This window comes from Mesoterricola silvestris, from assembly GCF_030295405.1.
GTDB lineage: Bacteria > Acidobacteriota > Holophagae > Holophagales > Holophagaceae > Mesoterricola > Mesoterricola silvestris.
In genome coordinates this window covers 479,101-504,470 of sequence record NZ_AP027080.1, presented here as the reverse complement: position 1 = coordinate 504,470, position 25,370 = coordinate 479,101, and the positions used below count along the sequence as shown (strand labels likewise).

21 protein-coding genes are annotated in these 25,370 nt (G+C 68.8%); 7 read left to right on the top strand and 14 right to left on the bottom strand.

Features of this window, described 5'->3' with window-relative positions; all coding sequences use genetic code 11:
- Positions 1–37: 37 nt before the first annotated feature.
- Positions 38–1,618 carry a M20/M25/M40 family metallo-hydrolase gene (locus R2J76_RS02280; protein WP_316414155.1) on the bottom strand — a complete coding sequence of 527 codons (1,581 nt, stop codon included), beginning with the start codon at positions 1,616–1,618 and terminating at the stop codon, positions 38–40.
- Positions 1,619–1,757: 139 nt separating this feature from the next.
- Between R2J76_RS02280 and R2J76_RS02275 the strand changes: the two genes are divergently transcribed.
- Together R2J76_RS02275 and R2J76_RS02270 are read left to right on the top strand one after the other, a co-directional pair.
- Positions 1,758–3,761, top strand: a complete 2,004-nt coding sequence (locus R2J76_RS02275) for an NHL repeat-containing protein (protein WP_316414154.1) — start codon at positions 1,758–1,760, stop codon at positions 3,759–3,761.
- A 53-nt stretch (positions 3,762–3,814) separates the two neighbouring features.
- Positions 3,815–7,030 (top strand): S41 family peptidase, encoded by a 3,216-nt coding sequence (locus tag R2J76_RS02270; RefSeq protein WP_316414153.1) that lies wholly within the window; start codon positions 3,815–3,817, stop codon positions 7,028–7,030.
- A gap of 33 nt (positions 7,031–7,063) precedes the next feature.
- On the opposite strand, the gene R2J76_RS02265 is transcribed toward R2J76_RS02270, so the two are convergent.
- From R2J76_RS02265 to R2J76_RS02205, 13 genes are all read right to left on the bottom strand, one after another.
- A complete protein-coding gene (locus R2J76_RS02265) occupies positions 7,064–9,445 on the bottom strand; it encodes a heavy metal translocating P-type ATPase (protein WP_316414152.1) in 2,382 nt (793 codons plus the stop codon).
- Positions 9,446–9,447: 2 nt separating this feature from the next.
- A complete protein-coding gene (locus R2J76_RS02260) occupies positions 9,448–9,603 on the bottom strand; it encodes a hypothetical protein (RefSeq protein ID WP_316414151.1) in 156 nt (51 codons plus the stop codon).
- A gap of 2 nt (positions 9,604–9,605) precedes the next feature.
- On the bottom strand, positions 9,606–10,925 hold the full coding sequence (locus R2J76_RS02255; RefSeq protein ID WP_316414150.1) for a 4Fe-4S dicluster domain-containing protein: 1,320 nt from the start codon (positions 10,923–10,925) through the stop codon (positions 9,606–9,608).
- Complete coding sequence (locus R2J76_RS02250; RefSeq protein ID WP_316415878.1) at positions 10,922–12,850, bottom strand: FAD-dependent oxidoreductase; 1,929 nt, start codon at positions 12,848–12,850, stop codon at positions 10,922–10,924. Before R2J76_RS02250 ends, R2J76_RS02255 begins: the two co-directional genes overlap by 4 nt.
- Before the next feature lie 10 nt (positions 12,851–12,860).
- A complete protein-coding gene (locus tag R2J76_RS02245; protein ID WP_316414149.1) occupies positions 12,861–13,160 on the bottom strand; it encodes a hypothetical protein in 300 nt (99 codons plus the stop codon).
- Positions 13,153–13,326 (bottom strand): hypothetical protein, encoded by a 174-nt coding sequence (locus R2J76_RS02240; protein WP_316414148.1) that lies wholly within the window; start codon positions 13,324–13,326, stop codon positions 13,153–13,155. Before R2J76_RS02240 ends, R2J76_RS02245 begins: the two co-directional genes overlap by 8 nt.
- A gap of 2 nt (positions 13,327–13,328) precedes the next feature.
- Complete coding sequence (locus R2J76_RS02235) at positions 13,329–13,898, bottom strand: cbb3-type cytochrome c oxidase subunit II (protein WP_316414147.1); 570 nt, start codon at positions 13,896–13,898, stop codon at positions 13,329–13,331.
- A gap of 19 nt (positions 13,899–13,917) precedes the next feature.
- Entirely contained in the window at positions 13,918–15,312 is a 1,395-nt protein-coding gene (locus R2J76_RS02230; protein WP_316414146.1) for a cbb3-type cytochrome c oxidase subunit I, read from the bottom strand.
- Positions 15,296–17,110, bottom strand: coding sequence for a c-type cytochrome (locus R2J76_RS02225; RefSeq protein ID WP_316414145.1), 1,815 nt, complete (start codon positions 17,108–17,110; stop codon positions 15,296–15,298). The genes R2J76_RS02230 and R2J76_RS02225 overlap by 17 nt, the downstream gene beginning before the upstream one ends.
- A 10-nt stretch (positions 17,111–17,120) precedes the next feature.
- A complete protein-coding gene (locus R2J76_RS02220; RefSeq protein ID WP_316414143.1) occupies positions 17,121–18,410 on the bottom strand; it encodes a cytochrome b N-terminal domain-containing protein in 1,290 nt (429 codons plus the stop codon).
- The gene (locus R2J76_RS02215; protein ID WP_316414142.1) at positions 18,407–18,853 is read right to left on the bottom strand and encodes a QcrA and Rieske domain-containing protein; all 447 of its coding nucleotides are present in this window, start codon (positions 18,851–18,853) and stop codon (positions 18,407–18,409) included. The genes R2J76_RS02220 and R2J76_RS02215 overlap by 4 nt, the downstream gene beginning before the upstream one ends.
- Positions 18,854–18,869: 16 nt before the next feature.
- Positions 18,870–19,067, bottom strand: a complete 198-nt coding sequence (locus R2J76_RS02210) for a hypothetical protein (protein ID WP_316414141.1) — start codon at positions 19,065–19,067, stop codon at positions 18,870–18,872.
- An 831-nt stretch (positions 19,068–19,898) separates the two neighbouring features.
- A complete protein-coding gene (locus tag R2J76_RS02205; RefSeq protein WP_316414140.1) occupies positions 19,899–20,366 on the bottom strand; it encodes an RrF2 family transcriptional regulator in 468 nt (155 codons plus the stop codon).
- A 178-nt stretch (positions 20,367–20,544) separates the two neighbouring features.
- Here R2J76_RS02205 and R2J76_RS02200 point away from each other — a divergent pair, with 178 nt between their 5' ends.
- The 5 genes from R2J76_RS02200 (at position 20,545) to R2J76_RS02180 (ending at position 25,268) form a co-directional block, all read left to right on the top strand.
- Positions 20,545–21,078, top strand: coding sequence for a hypothetical protein (locus R2J76_RS02200; RefSeq protein ID WP_316414139.1), 534 nt, complete (start codon positions 20,545–20,547; stop codon positions 21,076–21,078).
- Positions 21,079–21,249: 171 nt separating this feature from the next.
- Positions 21,250–21,660: a hypothetical protein gene (locus R2J76_RS02195; RefSeq protein WP_316414138.1), complete on the top strand. Its 411-nt coding sequence runs from the start codon at positions 21,250–21,252 to the stop codon at positions 21,658–21,660.
- A gap of 83 nt (positions 21,661–21,743) precedes the next feature.
- Positions 21,744–22,355 (top strand): hypothetical protein, encoded by a 612-nt coding sequence (locus R2J76_RS02190; RefSeq protein WP_316414137.1) that lies wholly within the window; start codon positions 21,744–21,746, stop codon positions 22,353–22,355.
- Positions 22,348–23,517, top strand: a complete 1,170-nt coding sequence (locus R2J76_RS02185) for a cytochrome c biogenesis protein ResB (protein ID WP_316414136.1) — start codon at positions 22,348–22,350, stop codon at positions 23,515–23,517. The genes R2J76_RS02190 and R2J76_RS02185 overlap by 8 nt, the downstream gene beginning before the upstream one ends.
- Positions 23,514–25,268, top strand: a complete 1,755-nt coding sequence (locus R2J76_RS02180) for a cytochrome c biogenesis protein (protein ID WP_316414135.1) — start codon at positions 23,514–23,516, stop codon at positions 25,266–25,268. The genes R2J76_RS02185 and R2J76_RS02180 overlap by 4 nt, the downstream gene beginning before the upstream one ends.
- Positions 25,269–25,370: the final 102 nt, after the last annotated feature.

Sequence of the window (25,370 nt, the reverse complement as noted above, 5' to 3'; positions counted from 1 at the left end):
CACAGGTACAGCCCCCGGATCCCGAGGGGTACAGTCCCTACCGGGCCGGCTCCGGCGGCGCCGGCGGCAGCGTCTCCTTCGAGAAGAAGGGGAGCCGCCCGGGGCGCTGCGCAAGGTGGAGGGCCACGGAGGCCAGCACCGCCGCCGTGCGTTTCACGTCCTCCGGGGGAACCCGGTCGAGGGTGTCGATGGCGGTGTGCCAGGTGTATTCGAAGTATTCCAGCCCGTCCTGCACGACGCCCATGGCCGGGAGGCCGGAGGACGTGAAGGAGCTCATGTCGGTGGAGGGCCCGGTGAGGGCCTTGGGAGGCCGGTTCCGGGTGGCCGAGGCACCCCGGACGCCCAGGTCCTGGAAGGGCGCCAGCAGTTCGCGCAGCACCCGGGAACCCTGGGCGGGCCCGAACATCGTGAGCCCCCGGACCTGCCCGGCGCCCCCGTCCATGTTGACGTAGGCCACCAGCTGGCCGAACTCGGGCTTCGGGGCCTCGGCGGTGCCGTAGTGGGCCGCCACGTAGGCCATGGAGCCCAGGAGCCCATGCTCCTCCCCGTCCCACAGGGCGAAGCGGAGGGTGCGCGCGGGCTGGACGCCCAGGGCCTTGACGATCCGGGCCACCTCCATCATCACCGCCGCGCTGGCGCCGTTGTCGGTGGCGCCGGTGGCGGTGTGCCACGCGTCCAGGTGCGCCCCCAGGAGGATCACCTCCCCGGGCCGGGTGGAGCCGGGGATGTCCGCGATGACGTTGTAGCCCAGGCCCCCCTTGGATTCCCGGTTCGCGATCTCCAGGGCCAGCTCCACCCGGGGGCCGTCCGCGAGCACGCGGCACATGCGGCCGTAGTCCTCGTGGCGCATGACGAGGGTGGGCACGGCCTTGGCGGTGTCGTAGGCGCGGTTCTGGAAGGCGCGCACCTGGCCGTTGCGCAGGCCCGCGTCGTTCACCCGGGCCAGGGCCTTGGATGCCACCAGGAAGGCGTCCAGCTGTGCCTCCGCCTCCCGGGCCGGAAGGGCGCCGGCGCGCCGGGTGGGCTGGGGTCGGGGACCCGGCTCCGGGGCCGCGGGATCGAAGCGCCGGGCCAGGGCCTCGTCCGTGAGGCGCGGGGGCCGTGGGGACGGGTTGAGGGCGGGAAGTTCCCGGGGCGCCCCCGCCAGCACGACCCGCCCGCGCACCGCCTTCCGCGAGGCCTCGAACAGGGCCGAGAGTTCGGCCTGGGTGGGTTCCTCCGGCACCTTCAGCAGGTAGGCCTCGCCCCGGACGGTGCCGCGGGTGGAGGGCGTCCAGGCCACCACCTCCACCCCCAGGTGGGCCTTGTAGGGCGCCTCCACGTGGGCCGCGCAACGCTCGTTGGCCCAGCCCGGATGGCCGAAATTCCAGGACTCCAGCCGCGCCTCCAGCCCCCAGTCCCGGAACCGGTCCACGGCCCAGTCCGCGGCGGCCTTGTAGGTGGGGGACCCGGTGAGGCGGGGGCTGAACACGTCGGTGAGGGGGTGGAGGGTCGCCAGGATCTGGGACCGCTCCAGCGCCTCGGCCCGGATGCGGGCGTTCAGGGCGGCGTCCACCGGTTCCTGGGCCAGCCCGGGGGTCCACAGGGCGACAAGGGGAAGTAGTCCCAAACACTTCATTTCGATCTCCATCGTTATACGATGGTATTCCCGGGAGGGCCCGCCGGGGACGGAAATCGTGGGGGCCCCCGGAACTCCCCGAGCCCCGGGGCGCACTGGGAAGCCGAAGGTCTCTTCCCACCCCCTTTCCCGGTGCCCCATGGTCCTCCGCCCGCTTTTGCTTGCCTTCGCCCTCCAGCCCCTGGGGGCCCAGATCCTCGTGGAGCCCCGCCACTGCGTCCTCCAACCGGGCCGGAGCCAGGCCTTCACGGCCCGCACCCACGGGGGGCTGCCGGTGGCCTGCGCCTGGACCGTGGCGGGGCCGGGCGGATCCATCGGACCCGACGGGGTCTTCCGGGGCGAGCCGGGGTCGTACACCGTGCGCGGGGCCAGCCTCGCGGATCCGGGCCAGTGCGACGAGACCGGCGTCCTGGTGCTGCCCGACCACCCGGGACTGCGCACCGTGGGCGAAATCCGCCCGGAGGCCTTCGCCCCGGCCTGGTCGGAGGCCCTGCCCTTCCTGGACTTCGTCACCGGAAGGCGCCTGGGGCCGCCGGACGCCCGGGTGACGGCCCTGCGGGGCAGCTGCTCCCCGCAGCGGGACATCATCGGCTACGGCATGCCCGTGACCGTCACCTGGCCCGCACCGGGGGTGGCCCCCGACGCCCAGCTCCTGAGCTGGATGGAGGGGGACGAGCCCGTGCGCCGGGACGTCACGGGCTGCCAGGGCACCCGGATCCAGGCCCGCGCGGCGGTCACTCGCACCCAGGTGGAACGCCTGGGACGGACCGCCCAGGGCGAATGGATCAGCCTCGTCCACCCCCTGGATATCACCGTGCGCGGCCTCCTGCCCTTCGCGGGCAACCCCATCGGGCCCGGGGACGCGGACGGGCGCGGGCTCTCCGCGCGCTTCCGGCGTCCGGAGGGTTTGGCCCTTCTGCCGGACGGCACCCTGGCGGTGGCGGACCCCGAGGCCCGGGCCCTGCGCCTGGTCAGCCCCGCCGGGGAGGTCACCACGGTGCGGGGGGAGCTCTTCCGCGCCCCGGCCTTCGTGGCCGCCCGCCCCGACGGGACCCTCCTGGTGGCCGACCCGGGCGCCCACGCCATCCTGGGCGTGGCCGACCGGCGAACCGTCACCCTCCTGGCGGGGGTGCCCGGGCTGCGGGGCCACCGCGACGCGGCCATGCCGGCCGTGGCCCTGTTCGACAGCCCCCAGGGCCTGGCCCTGGACCCGGGCGGGAACCTCTTCGTGGCGGACCGGGGCAACCACGTGGTCCGGCGCATCACCCCCGGAGGGGAGGTGTCCACGGTGGCGGGCCTCCCGGGGGTCCCCGGCCACCAGGACGGCCTCCAGGGCACCTTCAGCGCCCTCCGGGGCCTGGCCTACCGGCACCCGGGGCTCTACGCCGTGGACGGCCACAGCGTGCGCAGGATCGTCCAGGGCGAAATCACGACCCTCTGCGGCGATCCCGCCACGCCCGGCCCCTCCGTCCAGACCGCCCCCGGCTCCCCCCTCCCGGGCCGGATCCCCTGCCTGGACGATCCCCACAGCCTGGCGGTCCACGGGCAGGACCTGATGGTCACGGACCGGGGCAACCGCACCGTCCTGGCCATCGGGCCCACCGCCAACGGGCGCGCCGACCTGCGCATCCTGGCCGGGGACCGCGCCGAGGCCGGCACCCGCTTCGGCCTGCTCCGCCTGGGCATCAAGGGCCCCCTGGGCGAGGCCTTCGGGGCCCTGGACGGCCCCCGGGGCCTGGTGGCCGACCCCCGCGGCGACCTGGTCGTGGCGGACGGCACCTGCATCGCGCGCCTCTCCGCCCCCGCCGTCACCTTCCAGCGCCGGGCCCCGGTGCTCCTGTACCTGCCGGGCACCCCCGCGGCCCGGGGCCTGCCCCTGACCGTGGACTTCTTCGGGCCGGAGCTGGCGGCCCCCTGGCCCCGCCTGGACCGGGAGGGCCCCGCCCACTACCACTGGACCCTGGATGTCCTGGACGCCCAGGACCGGCCCGTCCTCCCCCGGAAGGAGGGCGTCCAGCGCGGCAGCGACCACGGCCGGACGGAGCTCCTGTTCCGGAAGCCCGGCCGGGTGAAGCTCCGGCTCACCTGCGTCACCGCGGACGGGGCGCCCCGGCAGCACACCGAGGAAATCACCGTGGAGTAATCCGGCACGGAAGGGCTACCCTGGAAGGATCCCATCCATCCCAAGGAAGCCCCATGCGTCCCCTTCGCCTGCTCCTTCTCACCTCCGCCGCGGCCGCCCTCGTGGCCCAGGCCCCGCCCCTTTGGCTGCGCTACCCGGCCATCTCGCCCGACGGCACCTCCGTCGCGTTCTCCTACCAGGGGGACCTGTACCGGGTGCCGGCCACCGGCGGCACGGCCACCCCGCTGACGGTGGGCGGCTCGTACAGCTCCCGCCCGGTGTGGAGCCACGACGGCAAGTGGATCGCCTTCGCCTCGGACCGCTCGGGGAACCTGGACGTGTACGTCATGCCCAGCCAGGGCGGCGAGGCCCGGCGCCTCACCTGGCATTCCGCGGCGGACCTGCCCTTCGCGTTCACGCCGGACGACAAGGAGGTCCTGTTCACGTCCCCCCGGGGCCACGCCGCCCCGGACCGGCAGTTCCCGGGGCGCTCCTTCCCGGAGACCTGGCTCGTGTCCCGGGAAGGCGGCCGCACCCGGCGCCTCACGGACATCACCCTGGAGAACGCCGTCTACGATCCCTCCGGCGCCCGCATCCTGTACCAGGACGTCAAGGGCTACGAGGACCCCTTCCGCAAGCACCACACCTCCGCCGTCACCCGGGACATCTGGAGCTTCCAGCCCGGGTCCAGGGCCTTCACCCGCCTGACCTCCTTCAAGGGCGAGGACCGGGAGCCGGCCTTCGGCTCCGACCCGGACGCCTTCTTCTTCCTCAGCGAGCGGGACGGCTCCTTCAACGTCTTCCGCGGCTCCGTGACCCATCCGGACCGGGCCGAGGCCGTGACCCGCTTCAAGACCCACCCCGTGCGCTTCCTCACCGCCGCCCGCAACGACACCCTGTGCTTCGGGTACGACGGCGAGATCTGGCTCCAGGCCCCTGGGGCCGCGGCCCGCAAGCTGTCGGTGTCGGTCCAGGTGGACGGCAGGGGCTCCCTGGAGCGGGTGCTGCCCGTGAACGGGTCCATCACCGAGATGAAGGTCTCGCCCACGGGCAAGGAGATCGCCTTCGTGGTGCGCGGGGAGATCTTCGTCACCAGCGCCGACGGCAAGGTCACGCGCCGCATCACGAGCCTGCCCGGGCAGGAGCGCAGCGTCGGCTTCAGCCCCGACGGCCGCACCCTGGTGTACGCCGCCGAGCGGGACGGGAGCTGGGACGTCTTCACCAAGCGCATCGTGCGCAAGGAGGAGCCCAGCTTCTTCGCCTCCACCCAGCTGGAGGAGAAGGCCGTGGCCGCCACCAAGGCCGACGAATTCCAGCCCCTCTTCTCGCCGGACGGGAAGGAGGTGGCCTACCTGGAGGAGCGCACCTCCATCAAGGTCGCGGACCTGGCCACCGGCAAGACCCGCACCCTCCTGCCCGAGGGCCGGAACTACTCGTACGCCGACGGGGACCAGGAATACCAGTGGTCCCCCGACGGCAAGTGGATCGTCTACGCCTGCAGCCGCGGCCTGGGCTGGCTCCGGGACATCGCCCTGATGCCCGCCGACGGTTCCGGCCCGGCCCGGAACATCTCCCACAGCGGCTTCGGCAACGGCGATCCGCGTTTCGCCCGCAACGGCTCGATGATCTACTGGACCTCCTCGCGGGAGGGCAGCCTCAACGCCGCCCAGCAGGGGGTGACCCGGGACGTCTTCGGGCTCTTCCTCACCCGCAAGGCCTGGGACCGGTTCAACCTCTCCAAGGAGGACTTCGCCCTCGTCAAGGAGAAGGAGGAGGCGGAGGAGAAGGAGAAGGCCAAGGAGAAGACCAAGGACGCCAAGCCCAAGCCGGAGCCCGTGGCCATCGAGTGGAACGGCCTTGACGACCGCCTGGCCAGGCTCTCCAGCCACAGCACCTCCCTGGCCGACTTCGAAGTCGCCCGGGCCCTGGACAAGATGTACTACCTGGCCCGGTTCGAGAAGGGCTACGACCTCTGGTCCGTGGACCTCCGCACCCGCGAGAACAAGCTCATCCTGAAGCTGGGCGCGCAGCGCGCGGGCCTGGAGGCCACCCCCGACGGCAAGGCCCTGTTCCTGCTCGCCGACGGCAAGCTGGTGAAGGTGGACCCCGAGACCTCCAAGCGCGAGGACCTGCCCGCGGCCTCCGAGCTCATGCAGGATCCCGCCGCCGAGCGCGCCTACATCTTCAACCACGTGTGGCGCCAGGTGGAGAAGAAGTTCTACGTCACCGACCTGCACGGCGTGGACTGGACGAAGTACCGCGAGGCCTACCGCCGCTTCCTGCCCTCCGTGCGCAACAACTACGACTTCCAGGAACTCCTCAGCGAGATGCTGGGCGAGCTGAACGCCTCCCACACCGGGGCCCGGTACAACGCGCCCCAGGTGAACACCCCCGCCACCGCCTCCCTGGGCCTTTTCCTGGAACCCGCCCCCAAGGGGCTGAAGGTGGCCGAGGTGCTCAAGGGCGGCCCCCTGGACCTGGACGCCAGCAAGGTCCGGGCCGGCCAGGTGCTCACCGCCATCGACGGGGTTCCCGTGGAGGACCCGGAGGGCGTGGCGCGCCTCCTGAACCGCCGCGCGGGCCAGAACACCCTCCTGACCTTCGAGGACGCCGGGGCCGCCTTCGACGAGGCCGTCAAGCCCATCCCCGCCGGCCGCGAGAACGAACTGCTCTACCTGCGCTGGGTGGAGGCGAACCGCGCGGAGACGGAGCGCCTGTCCAAGGGCCGCCTGGGCTACGTCCACGTGCGGTCCATGGACGACGCCAGCATGCGCACCGTGGTGGACGAGGCCCTGGGCCGCCACAGCGGCAAGGAGGCCCTGGTGGTGGACACCCGCTTCAACGGCGGCGGAAACATCCACGAACAGCTTTCGGACTTCCTGAGCGGCAGGAAGTACTTCGACATCATCCCCCGGGGCCTCCCCTACGGCCACGAGCCCCTGCTCAAGTGGGTCAAGCCCTCCATCGTCCTCATGAGCGAAGGCAACTACTCCGACGCCCACCTCTTCCCCGTGGCCTACAAGCTCAAGGGGCTGGGCAGCACCGTGGGCAAGCCCGTGCCCGGCACCGGCACCTTCGTGTGGTGGGAGGCCCAGATCGACCCCACCCTGGTCTTCGGCATCCCCCAGGGCGGCTGGCGCACCCCCGATGGCAAGTTCTGCGAGAACAACCAGCTGGAACCCGACATCGACGTGGCCAACGAACCCGCGGCCATGAGCGGCGGCCGGGACCAGCAGCTGGAGGCCGCCGTGGCGGCCCTGGTGGCGCAGCTGGAAGCAAAGGGGAAGTGAAAGACCTTCCCCGGTTGGCGGAATACCCCCCCCTCAGCCCCGGCCCAGCCTCAGGGAATTCCCGATCACCGACAGGCTCGAAAGCACCATGGCCCCCGCGGCCAGGATGGGATTGAGCACCCCGGTGATGGCCAGGCTGATGCCCACGGCGTTGTAGAAGAAGGCCCAGAAGAGGTTCTGCCGGATGATGGTGACGGTCCGCTCCGCCAGGCGGAAGGTCCCGTCGATGCGCAGGAGGCCGCCCCCCAGCAGCACGATGGGGGCGGCGTGCATGGCCAGGTCGGCGCCCGAGCCCAGGGCGATGCCCAGGTCGGCGGCGGCCAGGGCCGGGGCGTCGTTGACCCCGTCGCCCACCATGGCCACCACGGCGCCCCGGGCCTGCAGGCGCCGCACGGCCTCGGCCTTCTCGGCGGGGGGCACCTCGCCCAGGCACTCGTCCACCCCCAGGCGCCGGCCCATGTGCGCCGTGGTGCTCCGGGCGTCCCCCGAGAGGAGGAGGGTGCGCACGCCCCGGGCCCTGAGGGCCGCCACCAGGTCGGCGGCGTCCCTGCGGGGGGCGTCGCCGAAGGCCAGGGCCCCGGTGGGCGCCCCGTCCACGGCGCCGAAGACCACGGTGAAGCCCTCGGCCTGCCAGGCCGAAGCCAGGGCCGTCGTCTCCGGGGTGGGTTCGGCCCCCTCCCGTTCCATGAGGCGGCGGTTGCCCACCGCCACCCGGTGGGGGCCCACCCGGCCCGCGAGGCCCAGTCCCGGATGGATCTCCAGATCGGCGGCGTCCCCGGGCGCGATGCCCCGCTCCCGGGCATGGGCCACCAGGGCGTGGCCCAGGGGGTGCTCGGAGTAGGCCTCCAGGGCCGCGGCCAGGTCCAGGCGCTCCAGGGCCGCGCCCCGCACCTTGAAGACCCCCTCGGTCATGGTGCCCGTCTTGTCCAGCACCACCGCGTCCACCCGGCGGAAGGTCTCCAGGACGCCCACGTCCCGGATGAGGATGCCCTTGCGGGAGGCGGCGCCCACGGCCGCGGTGGTGGCCAGGGGCGTGGCGATGCCCAGGGCGCAGGGGCAGGCGATGACCAGCACGGCGATGGCCCGCAGCATGGCCACGGTGGGCCCCAGGCGCAGGGCGAGGCAGCCCGCGAGGGTCCCCAGGGCGATGGCCAGCACCACCGGGATGAAGAGCCGGGAGACCCGGTCCACGGCGCGCTCCAGGGAGCTGCGGTTGGCCAGGGCCCCCTCCACCGACTTGACGATCTGGGCCAGGGAGGAATCCGCGCTGGCGTGGGTGACCCGCACCTCCAGGACCCCCGCGGCGTTGAGGCTGCCGCACACCACCGGGTCCCCCGGGACCCGGGACCGCAGTTCCGATTCCCCTGTGATGACGGATTCGTCCACGGAGGAAGCGCCGGCCACCACGAGGCCGTCGGCGGGGATGCGCTCCCCCGGCTTCACCAGGAAGACCATGCCCGGCGCCAGGGCCTCGATGGCCACGAAGCGCTCCTCCCCCTCCACCCGGATGCGGGCCTTGCGGGGCAGGAGCCGGTGCAGCATGGCGATGGCCCGGGCGCTGCGCTCCTTGGCGGAGCGCTCCAGGGCCTTGCCCGTGAGCATGAGGGTGACGATGGCGCAGGCCGTGTCGAAGTAGTAGTGACGCCCCCCCAGGAAGGCCTGGGCGGCGCTGTAGGCGAAGGCGGCCAGGACGCCCGTGGAGATGAGGGCCTCCAGGCGCAGGCGGCCCTGCTTGAGCCCGAACCAGGCCAGGCGGTGGATGGGCCAGGCCGAATAGGTGACGGCCGGGAGCGCCAGGCCCATGAGGATGAAGGGCACGGCCCGCCGCGCCCCCTCGGCGATGCCCTCGAAGAAGCTGGCGTAGACCACCAGGCTGAAGAGCATCACGTTCATCCACATGCCGAAGGCGATGCCCAGGCGCAGGAGCATGTCCTGCCATCCCTTGCGGTCCCCCTCGGCCCCGAAGGGCTGGGCCCGGTAGCCCAGGGAGGCCACCCGGTCCGGGATGACCCCCGGCGGAAGGTACTGGGGGCAGTAGCGGATCTTCAGGAGATCGGAGGTGAACAGCACGTCCGCGCTCACTACGCCGTACTCCCGCGCCAGGGCGTGCTCCACCAGCCACCCGCAGGAGGTGCACCACATGCCCGAGATCTGGTAGAGCTCCTCCCGGGTCTCGGCCCCCTCCGGAATGGCGGGCCGGCCCTCGTCGGGCGCCGCGATGAGGCCCAGCTTCAGGCTCTGCAGGAACACCTCGGAGGAGCGCAGGTCCTCCCCCGCGGCCACGGCTCCGCTTTCCACCAGGATGGCGTAGACGTTCATGCAGCCGTTGCAGCAGAAGGTCCGCGGCGCGTCCAGGAAGGTCCGGGAGCAGGCCCCCGGCCCCGCGGGGCTGCCGCAGAGGTCGCAGACCGCCATGTTCAGCGCACGGCGACGGTCTTGCCGTGCTCGTCCAGCATCTCGATCCGCGCGTGGGAGACCCGGTTGTACACGTACCCCAGGAGGCCGATGAACAGCACGCACACCAGGCCGAAGAAGCCCAGGTAGAACCGTCCGTTCCGTTTCTTGTCGTCCATGGTCAGTTTCTCCGGGTGGGCATGAAGAAGTTCATTTCGGCGGCATCGGAGGCGCCCCGGTCCGAGGACTGGAAGACCACCCGGATGGGATTCAGCTCCCGGTCCCCGGCGGGGGCGGCGATGTCGAAGCTCCGCTCCAGGGCCGCGCCCGGGGCCAGGGTGAGGGGATTGGGATCCAGCACCACCCGGGCCCCCGGCAGCCCCTCCACCCAGATGCGGATCTGCACCGGCTTCGGGGAGCGGTTGGCCAGGTTCATGCGGACCCGGTTGGCCACGCTGCCGTCGGGAAGCACGGTGAAGAGGGTCGTGCGGTCCGGGGTCAGGCGCATGAGGACGGGCTTGCGCAGCCAGAGCGTCAGCCCCAGCGCCGTCAGGTAGGCCACCATCACGAAGAGGATGACGAAGCGCTTGGGATCCCTGAACCCCCACCTCCGGTACCACGGCTCCTTCGCCGCGGCCGCCACGGACCCGCCCCAGGAGTAGTGGATGAGCCCGGGGTGGCCCACCTTGGCCAGCACCTCGTCGCAGGCGTCGATGCAGTCGCCGCAGTGGACGCATTCGATCTGGTAGGGGCCCTTGCGGATGTCGATGCCCATCTCGCAGACCCGCACGCACTTCCTGCAGTCGATGCAGGCATTGGCGGGGTCCTGGTAGGCCACCAGGAGGGAGTGCTTGTCCTGGAGCATGCCCTGCATGTACCCGTAGGGGCACACGGTGGTGCAGAAGGTCTGCTTGACCAGGCTGAAGTCCAGGAAGGTCACCAGGGTGACCGAGGCCCCCATGATGCCGCCCACGGAGGCCAGGTCGAAGCGGGCCAGGCGCCCCAGCAGGTCCCGGGGCTCGATGAAGTAGGCCATGAAGACGAAGGCCAGGAACACCGAGGCCACGGCCAGGATGGCCAGGAAGAGGCCCTTGCCCAGCGCCTTCCGGGCCGCGGGCTGCGCCGTCCATTTCTGGGCCATGCGCGCCGCCCAGGCCTCCACGGCCGTGCTGGCCTCGCTGAAGATCATCTGGGGGCAGGCGTAGCCGCAGTAGACCCGCCCGTACATGATGGCCACCACCGCGATGACGAACATCAGGAACATCAGGGCGAAGAACAGGATGCTGAACTCGCTGATGAGCACCTCGAAGCCGGCGAAGAAGAACCGCTGGCGGGGGATGTCGAAGCGCATCAGGTTGGAGAAGGGCAGGACGAGGAACACCAGGAAGCAGAGCAGGTGGAACAGCTTCCGGAAGGGCCGGTGGCCCCGCCCCGGGGGGGGCAGGGGGGCGCGCTTCTCGGCCAGGAGCCAGTGCCGGGCGGGAGGGGCTTCGGCGCTCATTTGCGGTAGAGGATGCGGGGATTGGGGGAGGGCACGGCGACGCATTCCTTGTAGTGGACGAAGCGCTTCATGAGGATGGCGTGGGTGGGGCAGCGGGAGGCGCACATGGCGCACCGGATGCAGGTGCTTTCGTCCTTCAGCATGATCCCGCCCAGTTCGTCCTTCTCCTCCACGGACATGGCCCGGTAGGCCTCGAAGGGGATGCCGGCGCCGGCCTGTTCCAGCTTGAGCCAGGCGTCCTCGTCCTTGAGGCGGCTGAGGCCCACCAGCTTGATGAGGTCCTCGGGGCACACGTCCACGCACCCGTTGCAGGCGATGCAGGTGGAGGTGTCGAACACCGTGTTGATGTTGCACCGCAGGCACCGGGCCCCCTGGCGCCGGGCCATCTCCTCGGGGTAGCTCAGCTCCACGATCTCCGTGGAGGCGGAGCGCACGCCGCTCTCCAGCACGGGGGCGTTGCAGCGCTCCTCCCGGTGCCAGCCCTCGGCCATGGTGTAGACGGCCGGTTCCCAGCGCTTGCGCACCACCACGTCCGTGCGGGTGCCCCGCAGGAAGTCGTGCATGCTGCGGGCGGCGGTGTGGGCCGAGGCGATGGCGTCGATGAAGAGCCGGGCGCCGTGGGCGATGTCGCCGCAGGCGAAGATGTCCGGGGCCGTGGTCTGGTAGGTGTCCTTGTTGACCTTGATGAGGCCCCGCTCCGTCTCGACCCCGTCGGCCTCGGAAAGGAAGCTCAGGTCCGAGGTCTGGCCGATGGCGAAGATCACGGTGTCCACCGGGATGTCCTCGAGGCTGGTCTCGTCGAAGGTGGGGGCGAAGCGCCGCTCCTCGTTGAAGACCGACAGGCACTTCACGGTGCGCATGGCCTTGACCCGGCCGTTCTCGACGACGATCTCCTTGGGGCCGCGGCGGTTGTGCAGGCGGATGCCCTCCTCCTCGCCCTCGTGGATCTCCACCTTGTCGGCGGGCATCTCCTCCAGGGACTCCAGGCACATGAGGTGGATCTCCTTGTCCCCGGAAAGGCGCAGCGCCGAGCGCGCCACGTCGTAGGCCACTTTCTCCTCGTGGCCCATGGTCTCCCGCACCAGGTCCTCCTCGGAGGCCTCCAGGGGCCGCAGGGCGGACCTGGCCACGTCGTAGGCCACGTTGCCGCCGCCCACCACCATCACCCGCCGGCCCAGCTCCAGGGCCTTGCCGTCGTTGAAGGCGCGCAGGAATTCCATGCCGTCGTAGACGCCCTGGGCGTCGCCCCCGGGCAGGGAGAGCTTGCGCCCGTTGGGGAGCCCCACCCCCAGGAAGATGGCCTTGTAGCCCTCGTCGCGCAGCTGCTGGATGGTGAAGTCGCGTCCCAGCTTCATGTTGCATTTGAGGTCCACGCCCATGGAGACGATGGCCTCGATCTCGTGGTTCACCAGCTCCCGGGGGAGCCGGAAGACCGGCACGCCCGTGGTGAGCATGCCCCCGGGCTTCGCGTCGGCCTCGAAGACCGTCACCTTGTAGCCCACCTGGACCAGGTCGTGGGCCACCGTGAGGCCCGAAACGCCGGCTCCGATGACCGCCACCCGCTCGAAGTCGCCCCGGTTGGGGGGCAGCATGCGCTGGTCGCAGCCTTCCCTGTAGCGCGCGTAGTCGCCCGTCTCGGGCCCGAACTTGTCCGTGACGAACCGCTTGAGGGCGCGGATCGCCACGGGCTCGTCCAGGGACCCCCTGCGGCAGTTGGCTTCGCAGGGGGCCCCGCAGACGCGGCCGCAGATGGACGCGAAGGGATTGGTGGCCCTCGCGGCCCGGTAGGCGTCCTCGTACCGGCCTTCGGCGATGGCGGTCACGTAGGCGCATGCGTCGGTGTTCACCGGGCACGCGTATTGGCACTTGACCATCTCCAGCCAGTACTGGGAGTCGTCCGGAACCCTGAGCTGCCAATTCCCCATATCCACGGCTCTAATGCTCCTTGATGGACCGGAAGGTGAACACGGCCATGATGACCACGTAGATCAGGGCCAGGGCCGCCACGGCGTACTGCAGGGCCGGGCTGGTCTGGGTGACCTTGTTGAACTGCTGGACGAAGGCGCCGCGGGTGGCGTGGTTCACGTCGCCCATCATCTGCATGACGATGTAGGCCGTGCAGCCCAGGCCGATGATGGGGAAGGCCACCTTGAGGAAGAAGGGGAAGTCGGTGCCCTTCTTCTCCATGATCCAACCGCCCGCATAGTCCTTCAGCTCTTCCTTCTGCTCACTCATGGCTTCTCCTCTGATCGTCGTCTTCCAGCATGCGGAATTTGATGTCCTCCCCGTCCTTGCCCCAGTACCCGTCCTTGGCGGTCTTGACGAAGAAGAACACGGCCAGGGAGAACATCAGGAAGAAGAACAGGTAGGCGAAGTAGACGCTGGGCCAGGTGTAGTCCATGGTCACTTCTCGTAGTCGTTGGCCGGGCGCCAGTTCTTGGCGCGGCCCAGGGTCTGCATGTAGGCCACCAGGGCGGGGAATTCCTTGGGGTCGTTCACGATCCAGGGGAAGGCGGGCATGATGGAGCCCTTCACCAGGTCCCGGGGGTTCCGGAAGTGGGTGCGGTGCCACTGGGTGTCGTACCGGCCGCCCACCCGCGCCAGGTCGGGACCGGTGCGCTTGGTGCCGAACATGTGCGGGGTGTCGTAGACGAACTCGTCGGGGGTGGAGATGGGGGCGTCGACGCCCTTCCAGCCGTAGCGCTTGGTGTCGGCCAGCAGGGTGCGGATCTGCTGGGTGTGGCAGTACCAGCAGCCCTCCCGCACGTAGATGGCGCGGCCCTGCATCTGCAGGTCGTTGAGCTTGACCAGGGCGCCCGTGGGGCCCTGGGAGGGATCGGAATTGGCGAAGGGCTTGCCCCAGCTCTTGTCCACCATGGGCGGCACCACGGTGGTGAGCAGGCCTCCGATGAAGAAGAGGACGAGGGACGCGACGATGGCCCAGACGGCGGAAGTATCGGCTTTTCTCAGCATGTTCGCTCCTTTCTGGCCGCTACGCGGCCGCCTCGGTTTCGGGTCCGAGGACGGTGGCCATGATGTTGTAGGCGAACATCACGATGCCGACGAAGATCATCACGCCGGAAATGAACCGGACGGTCCAGATGGGCTTGAGGGCCACGACCGTGTCGATGAAGGGGATGGAGACGTTGTTCCACTGCCAGCCCTGCCAGAACCCGCCCAGCCACAGGGTGGTGAAGAATCCCAGGCCGCCGATCATGATCATCCAGTAGCTCCAGTTGGCCAGGGCCACGGAGTGCAGCAGCTTGCCGAAGACCCGCGGGGCGGCGTAGTAGGTGCCCGCGATGGCGAAGAAGCTGAAGGCGCCCAGCACGGCCATGTGGGCGTGGCCGGGGATCCAGTCGGTCTTGGAGACGATGGCGTTCACCGTGCGCAGGCTGTGCATGGGGCCCTGGAAGCAGGTGAGGAGGTAGAAGACGACGCCGGACATGAGGAACTTCAGCTCGACCTTGTCGCGGAGCTGGTGCCACTGCCCCTTCATGGTGATGAGGAGGTTGTACACCACGGCCCACACGGGGATGAGCAGCATGAGGCTGAAGGCGATGGCGATGGTCTGGAGCCACTGGGAGATGGGCCCGTGGAGCATGTGGTGGGCGCCGGTCCAAACGTAGACGAAGGCCAGGGACCAGAAGCCCACCATGGAGAGCTTGTGGCTGAAGAGCGGGGTGTTGGAGGTGCGGGGAATGAAGTAGTAAGCGATGCCCAGGCCCACGGGGGTGAAGATGAGGCCCACGGCGTTGTGCACGTACATCCAGTTCAGGTTGGCCTGGTTGACGCCCGTGGCCAGCAGGGTGGCGAAGTTGCCGGTGAGGTAGACGAAGGCCGTCCACAGGAGGCAGCCCATGAAGTACCAGATGGAGACGTACATCGCCTGGTACTTCCGCTGGAAGACCGTCATGAGGATGTTGGCGGTGAACATGAGCCAGGCCACCACCACCAGGACGCTCAGGCTCATCTCCAGCTCGCCGTACTCGAAGCCCTTGTTGCGGCCCAGGAGCAGGCTCACCACGGCGCCGAGGATGATGACGTTCCAGAGGATGCCGGTGGCGACGCCGAGCTTCTCGCTCCAGATCTTCACGCCGCACAGGCGCGGCACGATGTAGAAGGTCAGCCCCATGTCGGCGGCCAGGAGCCACCCGAAGAGCATGCCGTTGACGTGCAGGGGTCGGAGCCGGCCGTAGGTGAGCCAGGGGGTGGTGCCCATGAGGTCGGGCCACACGAACTTGGCGGCGATGACCAGGGCGATGATCCCCACGATGAAGAAGTAGCTGATGGAGCTCACCACGAACCACTTGACCGTGGTGTCCTCGTGGATGATGGCCCCCGGAGCGGCGCCCCCGGATTCCGCGCGGCTAAATTGTTCCTGCATTCTGGCCCCCCTTGGGTTTGGGATTGAAGTTCCTGAGGAAGTTGACGAGATCGCCCACATCGTTGTTGCTGAGACCGTAATCGATCCAGGAGGGCATCGCGGTGCCCTGGACGCCGTAGAGGATGGATTCGAAGAGCCGCGGGTCGCCCACGCCGGCCATGAAGAGGTTGTTGCGCAGGTTCCGGGGCTTGGGAAGGATGTCCAGGGCGTTGGGGCCCTTGCCGTCGCCCTTGCGGCCGTGGCAGCCGGTGCACCGGTTCAGGAAGGTGGCTTCGCCCCGGGCGATGGATTCGGGGCTGGAGGCCACCGGGTTGACGGCGGGGACGGCGCGGGCCTTGGGCTCCTGCCGGGGCTCCTTGACGAAGGCGGTCTGGATGTAGCCCAGCACGGCCTTGGCCTGGTTCTCGTCCAGCAGCTTTTCCCAGGCCGGCATGGAGGTGCCCTCCACGCCCTTGCGCACGGAGGCCACGAGGCGGTCCATGGGCTTGGAGTTCATGAAGGCCGCCTTGGTGAAGTCCCGGGGCGAGGGATCCAGGTGCTCGGCGATGGGGCCCAGGCCGTTGCCCTTGTCCCCGTGGCAGCGAAGGCAGAGCGCCTTGTAGGTGGCCTCGGGGCTGGGCAGGGCCGGGGCGGCCTTGAGCCCGGAGAGGTAGGCCGTCATGGCCTTGAACTCGTCCTCGGTGAACCGGAAGGCCGGCATGATGGAATCGGCCATGGTGGAGCGTGGATTGCGGAAGTGCGCTTCCAGCCAAGCGGGCGTCTTGAGGAGCCCTTCGAAACTGAGGTCGGGCGCGATGGCGCCGTCCTTGGCGCCCAGCTTGTGGCAGGCCGTGCAGGCCCGGTCCAGGACCAGCTGCTCGCCCTGCTTGGCCATCTGCGCGGGGTTGATGGCCACGGGCTTGATGTGGGCCTGCACCAGTTCCGCGCCGCCGGTGGCGCGCAGGCGGTAGCGGTCCATTTCGGTCTCGGAGAAGTTCTTGCCCTTGCGGCTCTTCAGGAAGACCACCAGGGCCTTGATGTCCGGATCGGAGAGCATGTTGAACCGGGGCATGATGGAGGTGGCCAGGATGGACTTGGGATCCTTGATGCGGGCATAGATGTAGTCGATCTTGAACTTGCGGCCCACCTCGGTGAGGTCCGGCCCGATGGTGCCGTCCGAGAGGCCCTCGATGCGGTGGCAGCCGTAGCAGTTGCTGGCGTAGAAGAGCTCCATGCCCCTGCGCACGGTGGGGGTGCCGCTGAAGGAGGCGCCGGTGTGGCACTGGGCGCAGTTGGCCTCCAGGTACTCCTTGCCCCTGAGCATGGGCACGAAATCCTTGCGCCAGTTCTCCTGGGTGGCCGCGCCCAGGAGGGGGTCGGGCCAGTACTCGTCCTCCCCGTGGGCGTCCCGGGGGCTGAGGCCCCGGCCCTGCCCGTCGTGGCACACGGTGCAGCCGAACTCGCTGAACTTGTGCCGGCGCTCCCACTTGCCGTTCTTCTGCACATCGCCCATGGCGGTGGAATAGGGGTGGGTCTTCAGGGGCTGCTGGTAGGTGGCGAACCGGGGATCGTCGGCCGCGATGTGGCAGGTGATGCAGCGGTCCACCCGGGTCTCCCCGAAGTCGGCCACCACGGTCTGCTCGATGCGCGGGCTCCGCGCCTCCAGGGAGGCCCGTTCCGCGTCGCCCTTGGCCATGGCCTTGGCCTGGTTGAAGTAGGCGATCTGGTGCACTTCCCATTTGTGGCTGAACTGGTTGTAGAGGATGACCCCGTGGATCACGAGGATCAGGAACGTTCCGACGGCGAGTGCGAATCTCATGGTTTGGACCTCACCAAGGGGTAACGAAGGCCCAGTTGGGACCGCGGAAGAACGTGCCGATGATGACGAAGATGACGTTCGCCAACAGGAAGGTCAGGAAGATCGTGTTGGCCAGGAGCCGGTCCCGGGAGAACCACTTGCCCACCCCCTTGGGGGAGCGGTCCAGGTAGGGCGTCAGCAGCAGCAGCCCCACGAAGATGCCCGGGACCCCGATGCCGCCCCAGAAGGCGGAGTAGGAGACCATTTCCTGCAGGCCCAGGAAGTACCAGGGCGCCTTGGCCGGATTGGGCGGATGCATGACGTTCACCGGCTCCTCCAGGGGCGCGTTGAACAGCAGCGCAAGCACCAGGACCACCGCCAGGGTCATGACGAACACGAACAGCTCGGACATGAAGAGGTTCGGCCAGGAGAAGACGGTGTTGTCGGGGATGTTGTTGACCTTGGTGAGGGGCCCGCGCACCAGGCCCTGCAGGCCGTAGGTCTTCTTCCCGTCCAGGGTGGAGGGCCTGGGGTCCGCGGCGGAGCCGGCCATTTCCATGGGGGGGGTGGGATCGGCGTCGGCGGGCCGGGAGAGGCCGCCGTCCTTGCGGATGCGCCAGAAGTGGATGGCGATGGAGAGCGTCAGCACGGCGGGGAGCACCGCGACGTGGAGCACGTAGAAGCGCAGCAGCGCCTCCTGGCCCACGGTGGAGCCGCCCATGAGCAGGAACTGGATGTCCTTGCCCACGATGGGCGCGTAGCCGGCGATGGCGGTGCCCACGGTGATGGCCCAGAAGGCCAGCTGGTCCCAGGGCAGCAGGTAGCCCGTGAAGCTCATGAGCAGGGTCAGCAGAAGCAGCACGACGCCCAGCACCCAGTTGAACTCCCGCGGCTTCTTGTACGAGCCCGTGAGGAACACCCGGCACAGGTGCATGACCACCACCGCGACCATGCCGTGGGCGGACCACCGGTGCATGTTGCGCAGGATGGTGCCGAAGGCCACGCTGCCCCGCAGGTCCAGCATGCGGTCGTAGGCCTGGGTCGTGCTGGGCACGTAGTAGAACATCAGCAGGATCCCGGTGACGACCAGGATCATGAAGAGGAAGAACGATATCAGGCCGAGGCCCAGGGTGTAGGAAGGCCGGAGCGTGTTCTTGTGCACCTTCACGGGGTGGATGTGCAGGAAGAAGTTCGTGAAGCTGGTGCTGGAACGCTCCAGGTCGTTGGTGGGCAGGGGATTGCGGAAGAGGGACTTCCACACGTTCCCGGGCAGTTCCTTGACCGCGGTCAGGAGGGAGGGGCTTGCCGTCTCTTTGCTCATAGGGTCAGGTAGCTCCCGGGGGTGATCTCGGTGTCCTTGTCCACTTCGATCTCGCCGTTGGGGGCCAGCGTGATCTTGTACCAGGGAAGGGGCCGCGGGGCGGGGCCGCCCGTGACCGTGCCGTCGGAATCGAAGCGCGATCCGTGGCAGGGGCAGGCGAAGCCCGTGTCGGCCAGCCCCACGATGCAGCCCAGGTGGGTGCAGGTGGTGCTCACCGCCGCGATGCGGTTGCCTTCGCGCACCACGCAGATGCGGCGCGCGTCCAGGGCGATGCGGGTGCCCGCCGGATAGTCGTCGGGCTTGCCGATGCTGAAGCGCTGGGGCTGGCCGTAGGTGGCCCTGGGCTTGATGAAGACGAAATTGGAGATGGCGCTCAGGACGCCGGAGCCGACCAGGCCGGTGCCCGTGATCCAGGCCAGCATCCTGCGGCGGGAGACCGCCACCTGGGTGCCCCCCCCGCTACTTCTTTTCAGATTGACTGCCATCAACAGCCTCCCTAGTGGAATCCTTGGAATCTTTCCTGTCCGACCAGAACACCTGGTATTTCGCGTCCTCGATGTCCTTGAACCAGCCGCGCTTGACCGCGAAGACGAAGAAGCAGGCCGCCGCAAGCCCCATGGCGAGGCTCGCCGCGATGGCGATCCACGTCATCTCCATGGCGCGCCTCCCCGCGGGAATGGGAAACCCGCGGTGAAGGGAGCGTCGTATCCGGTCAACGACCAGCACTCCATCCTCAACCTCACAATTGCGATCCCCTATCCTGGAGGAAACCGCCACTAGTTCACAAGACCCTTTTGTCACATTTGTGATGTTTTTGGTAATGATTTGTATAAGCCTAATTAAATGAATGAATAAAAATCAAAAATTTACCTTCGGATCGTTCGAATTTGTCACGCAATTCTGCTGGCGAGACTCATTTTCAGTCGAATTCTGGGTGGATATTTACGACTGGATTTCCTTAATTCGCCGAGGGAAATCGTGCGCCTCGAGGTCCGTCCCATGGGGGGGGTCGACGTCTGGATCGTTCGGCCCGGACAAGCAGTCCCTGCCGGGGGCCGCGGGGGTTTTGAATGGGGCTATCGGGCGGGACCCCGACCCACCTGTGTTCCGGTCGAAGGCGCCGACCCACCGTGAGTGCTCGCAGGCAAGCTGCGAGCACTTGCCGTTTCTCGGACAGGGATCGCCGTTCCGGTGTTTTGGCGGGAATGCGCCGAGGACGAATGGAGCCCCATTCCTGGTTTTTCGAGCCATCGACACAACTCAGCGTCGGCGCCAACCGCCCTTCCCCCCGATCACTCGAAGCGTGCCCTTGAGGCCTAGGCCCTCCCGGGGGGCCCCAGGATCGTGAATCCCCCACCCTCCAACGGAGGACGAATGCGGCAGCACGCCTCCGCAGTCCACGGACGGGGCCCTTCCGTTGGCGCAGCTTGCCTGCGCCAACGAACCGGGGCGAACGTCCGGAACCCGTACGATGACTCGGCCCGGCCCCTAGTTTCCCGCCGCCACCGAGGTTTCGGTGTGGAGGCGCTGGTGGGCCACCACGTGGCCGTGGGGGCCCACGGCGAGGGTGTCGAAGTGGACCTGGGCCAGGTGGCGTTCCAGGACGTTCGTGGCGCCCACCCACACGGACTGCACGGGGCAGTCGCCGGAGAGGGGGCAGCCCTTGTCGGCGTCGGCGCAGTGGTTGAGGGCCATGCCCCCTTCCATGGCCTGCACGACGTCCAGCAGGGAGATGTCCCCGGCGGACCGGGCCAGGCGGATGCCTCCGGAGGAGCCCCGGGCCGAAACGAGGATGCCCCGGGTCACCAGGGGCTTGATGAGGCGCCGCACGAAGGGCATGGGCAGGGACCGGGATTCCGAGATCTCCGCGATGGAGACCTGGGCGCCCTTCTCCAGGCAAGCCAGGTGCAGCACAACCCTAACCGCGTAATCGGTCTGACGAGAAATACCGAGCATGGGCCACCAGGAGGAAACGGAACTGGAAACCAGAAGGCCCCGCCCCCGGCCGAGGGCGGAATGGATACCGGGCCAGTATCCAACGGATGCCCGCCGGGGAACCTTGATCTTCGTCACTTGCTCCCTCAGAATCCGCTTAGGGCCCGTCCAGCGACGCGGACCGACCCAGGAGACCCCCGTGAACATTCCCGGCCACTACCAGCGGTTCCACCGGACGCACCTGCGCTTCGCCCTCGTCATGCTCGCCGTGGCCCTGCTGGCCGGCATCTCCTTCCAGGAATCCGGGCGCAAGGTGCTCATTTCCCCGGAGGTGCCCGCGGGGGCCCACCTGGAATTCCTCCTCACCCTGGCGCTGGTGCATGGGCACGCCGTCCTGGTGGGCGTCCTCCTGCCCCTGGCCTTTTCCTGGATGCTTCATCTTTCCTCCGCCCTGGGGGCGCGCCCGGTCTCCCAGCGGGTCCTGGGCTGGACCACCGGCCTCTACCTCCCCGGCGCCGTGCTCACGGTCATCCTCATGCTGCTCAAGGGCTACCACCTGGTGCTGGGCGTCCGCCACGGGACCCACGATTTCGCATTGCTTAATGAGCGTTTCATGTTCGGCAACCATTTCCTGCGGGCCGGCGCCTACGGCCTCGCCCACGGCCTGATGGGACTGGGCCTGGGGGTCCTGGGGGTGGCCCTCTGGCGGAACCTGGGGGAACGGCAGGCTTAGGACCTGGGAAAAAGCAGGCAGTACAAAACCATTGTCCCCATTTCGCCGATGGAATTAAAATGGGAGTGATCAACCCTAGCGACCGTGGAGGGGCGATCCCCTCGACCGGGGTTATGGTCAGGCGAACCAGCAGGCTTCCGTGGCCGCTGTCGTGCCGATGAAAGGATCAAAATGAGCTACGCAAAGATCTTCATCCTGGCGGCTGCGGCCGTGGCCAGCCTTGCGGTGCGCGCCGAACTGGCCCCCGAAGTGGAGGCCAAGTTCCTGAAGGCCATCATCGCCTCCAGCGGCACCGCCAAGATCGCCTGCGACGATCCCGCGCTGAAGGGCGCCCTGGAAGCCCAGGGCATCGCCGTGGATTCCTCCGCCGCCATCTGCTGGGTCACGAACCCCAACATCGCCAAGACCATGAAGCAGTTCGGCCGCCTCGTCATCACGAACCGCCGGGACCTGGCCTCCTCCGCCTCGGTGCTGATCCTCGAGGACAATGGCCGCCCCAAGCTCATCCTGAACACCGCCAATTTGAAATCCGCAAAGGTGCAGCTCAGCGACGCCGTCCTCAAGATCGCCGAAAAGATGTAGATCACAATTCAGGGCTCCCGCGTCTGAAATGGGACCAGTCCGGTTATGCTTTGGACTGAGGCCATTTCTTTGGAGATGTCACCATGCCAACCCCTTCCCTGAGGCTGCCGTCCGGCGCCTGCGCGGCGCTGGCTGCCGGCGCCATCCTCCTCACCGGCTGCGACCGGGACCAGGTGAGCCGTTCCGCCCCTGTGCCCGCTTCCCCCGCCACCCCCATGCCGGCCCCGGGCGGCATGCCGCCGGCCATGGGCGGCGAGGTGGCCCCGCCGCCGGCGCCCTCCAGCCCCCTGCGCTGGACCCTTCCCAAGGGCTGGACGGAGACTCCGGGCAGCGGCATGCGCTTCGCCACCCTCAACCCGCCCGGTCCGGGCAAGATCGAACTCTCCGTCGTGTGCCTTCCGGGCCAGGCGGGGGGTGAACTGGCCAACGTGAACCGCTGGCGCGGCCAGATCGGCCTGGAACCCATGGACGAGAAGGCCCTGGGCACCTCCCGCCAGTCCGTCAAGAGCAAGGCCGGCGCCGTGGCCGTCTTCGACTTCACCAGCCAGGGCCAGGCCCAGACCCGCATGATCGTGGGCTCCCTCACCGCCAAGGACGGGAGCACCTGGTTCCTCAAGCTGGTGGGCGACGTGGCCCCCGTGGGCAAGGCCAAGCCCGACTTCATGCGCTACCTGGAGACCCTCCGCCTTGATTAAGACCTACGCGCTCCGCTTCTGGAACGGCCTGGCTTCCATGCAGGTCACCATCGTGTCCATGATCCTGCTGATGGCCCTGGTGGTCCTCTGCACCCTGGCCCAGACCGATCTGGGAACCTTCGGCGCGGTGAAGGTGTACATGCGCTCCTTCCTGGTGTGGCGCTACTTCCCCGGCCTCGCCTTCCCCCTGCCCATCTTCCCCGGCGGGGCCCTGGTGGGCCTCGTGCTGGTCTTCAACCTCTCCCTGGCCGGCATCCGGCGCCTGGAGGCCAACTGGTCCAAGTGCGGGCTCTGGCTGGCCCACGGCGGCCTGATCCTCCTGGTGGCGGGGGAATTCTCCACCGGCGCCTTCCAGGTGGAGACCAACATGTCCATCGAGAACGGCCAGACCGTGAACTGGCTGGAGAGCCCCCGGGACTTCGAGCTGACCGTCACGGACGTGACCAACCCCGCCCTGCCCCAGGCCTACGGCGTGCCCGAGAGCCTCCTGGCCAAGGGCAAGGACGTGCCCCTTCCCGGCACGCCCCTGACCATCCGCGTGAAGAAGTTCTACCCCAACGCCACCCTCACCCGGCTGGGCCCCGGCGACCCGCCGCCCCTGGCCACCCAGGGCGTGGGCACCGGCGTCAAGGTCGCCGAAGCGCCCCTGGCCGCCACGGAAACCGAGGTCAACATGGTCACGGCCATCGTGGAGCCCATGGCCGGCGGACACAGCTACGGCACCTGGCTGGCCTCCAACGGCATCGGCGCCCCCCAGAGCTTCATCCACGAGGGCCACACCTATACCCTGGGCGTGCACAACCGGCGGTACTACCTGCCCTACTCCATCACCCTCAAGAAGTTCAGCCACGACGTCTATCCCGGCACCCAGATCCCCAAGAACTTCTCCAGCCTGGTGCACATCTCCGACCCCACCCGGGGCGAGGAGCGGGACGTGCTCATCTCCATGAACCAGCCCCTGCGCTACGACGGCAGGGCCTTCTACCAGGCCAGCTTCGGCAAGGGGGACCAGCTGAGCATCCTCCAGGTGGTGAAGAACCCCGGATGGCTCATCCCCTACATCTCCTGCACGCTCATCACCCTGGGCCTGCTCATCCACTTCGGGATCACCCTCCGGCGCTCCATGAAGAAGCGCCATGAAACCCAGCAGGTGACCGCATGAACCTCAACCGACTCGCCAAATGGCTGCCCGCGGTCCTCACGCTGGCCGCGGCCATCTTCATGATGATGCCCCCGCGGCCCGTGCGCGGCATGGAGATCGAGAAGTTCTGCCGCATGCCGGTGCTGGAGGGCGGCCGCGTCAAGCCCCTGGACTCCGTGGCCCGCAACGCCATCCTGCTCATCCAGGAACGCCAGACCATCCGCTTCGAGAACCGCACCCTCAGCCCCGACGAATGGATCCTGGACGTCATGTTCCGTCCCGCGGTGGCCGACCAGCAGCCCATCTTCAGCATCGACGATCCCGACGTGCTGGGCCTCATGGGCATGGCCCAGAGCAACCAGCGGCGCTTCAGCTTCGCCACCCTGGGCCCCCACCTGGACGAGATCGTCAAGCAGGCCCAGACCGCCATGGGCATCGAGGCCGTGAAGCGCTCCCGCTTCCAGTCCGCCGTGGTCAAGCTCTACGGCCGGCTCGAGAAGTACCACGGCCTGCGCAACTCCATGCAGCTCATGGACACCCCCGGGCTCTTCATGGAGCTCCAGACCCTCAACACCCCCGAGGCCGCCGCGCGGCACCAGGCCCTGGCGGAGCTGGCGCTGTTCAAGCCCCTGGCCCCCCTGGCGGGCCAGGACCCCGACGCCTGGCTCTCCGTGGGCACCGCCCTGGACCGGGCCAGCGCCGGCTCCATGCACCCCTCCCTCCTGCCCCTGGCCCGGGCCGGGGCCGCCTACACCGTGGGTGACGCCGCCTCCTTCAACGCCGCCACCGCCGACCTGGCCAGCCAGGTGAGCTCGGTCCGCCCCGAGGCCCTGCGCCGGGCGGGCTCGGAACTGCTCTTCAACCGGGTGGAGCCCTTCTACATCGGCATGATCTTCTACATGCTGGCCCTGGGCGGCATCTTCTTCTCCTGGCTGGGCCGGCGGGAGTTCTTCCAGGAGGGGGCCTTCTCCTTCCTGTGGGGCGCCGCCATCATCCACACCCTGGGCCTGGCCTCCCGCATCGTCCTGCAGGGCCGGCCCCCGGTCACCAACCTCTACTCCTCCGCCGTCTTCGTGGGCTGGGGCGCGGTGATCCTGGCCATCGTGCTGGAACGGATGTACCGCCGGGGCTTCGCCACCGCCGTGGGCGCCGCCTCCGGGTTCGTCTCCCTCATCATCGCCCACCACCTGGCCATGGAGGGCGACACCATGGAGATGATGCGCGCCGTGCTGGATTCCAATTTCTGGCTGGCCACCCACGTGGTGACCATCACCATCGGCTACAGCGCCACCTTCCTGGCCGGCGCCATCGCCATCGCCTTCACCCTGCGCAAGCTCTTCGCCCGCAACCGGGACGAGGCCACCACCAAGGTCCTCGCGGACATGACCTACGGCATCATCTGCTTCGCCCTGCTCTTCAGCTTCGTGGGCACGGTGCTGGGCGGCATCTGGGCCGACCAGTCCTGGGGCCGCTTCTGGGGCTGGGACCCCAAGGAGAACGGCGCCCTCCTCATCGTGCTGTGGAACGCCGTCATCCTCCACGCCCGCTGGGCCGGCTACATCCGGGAAAAGGGCCTCATGGCCTGCGCCATCTTCGGCAACATCATCACCAGCCTCTCCTGGTTCGGCGTGAACATGCTGGGCGTGGGCCTCCATTCCTACGGCTTCACCGACGCCGCCTTCATGTGGCTCTTCCTCTTCATCGGCAGCCAACTGGTGCTCATCGGCCTCACGCTGCTGCCGGACTCCTTCCACGTGGGCGCCAAGGCCTAACGAACGTCCATCCTGTCAAGCAGCCCCTGCCGGGGGCCGCGGGTTTATTCGGCCGGCTTCCCACCGAGGTTGCGACCCACAGGGGTTCCGACCGCTTGCGCC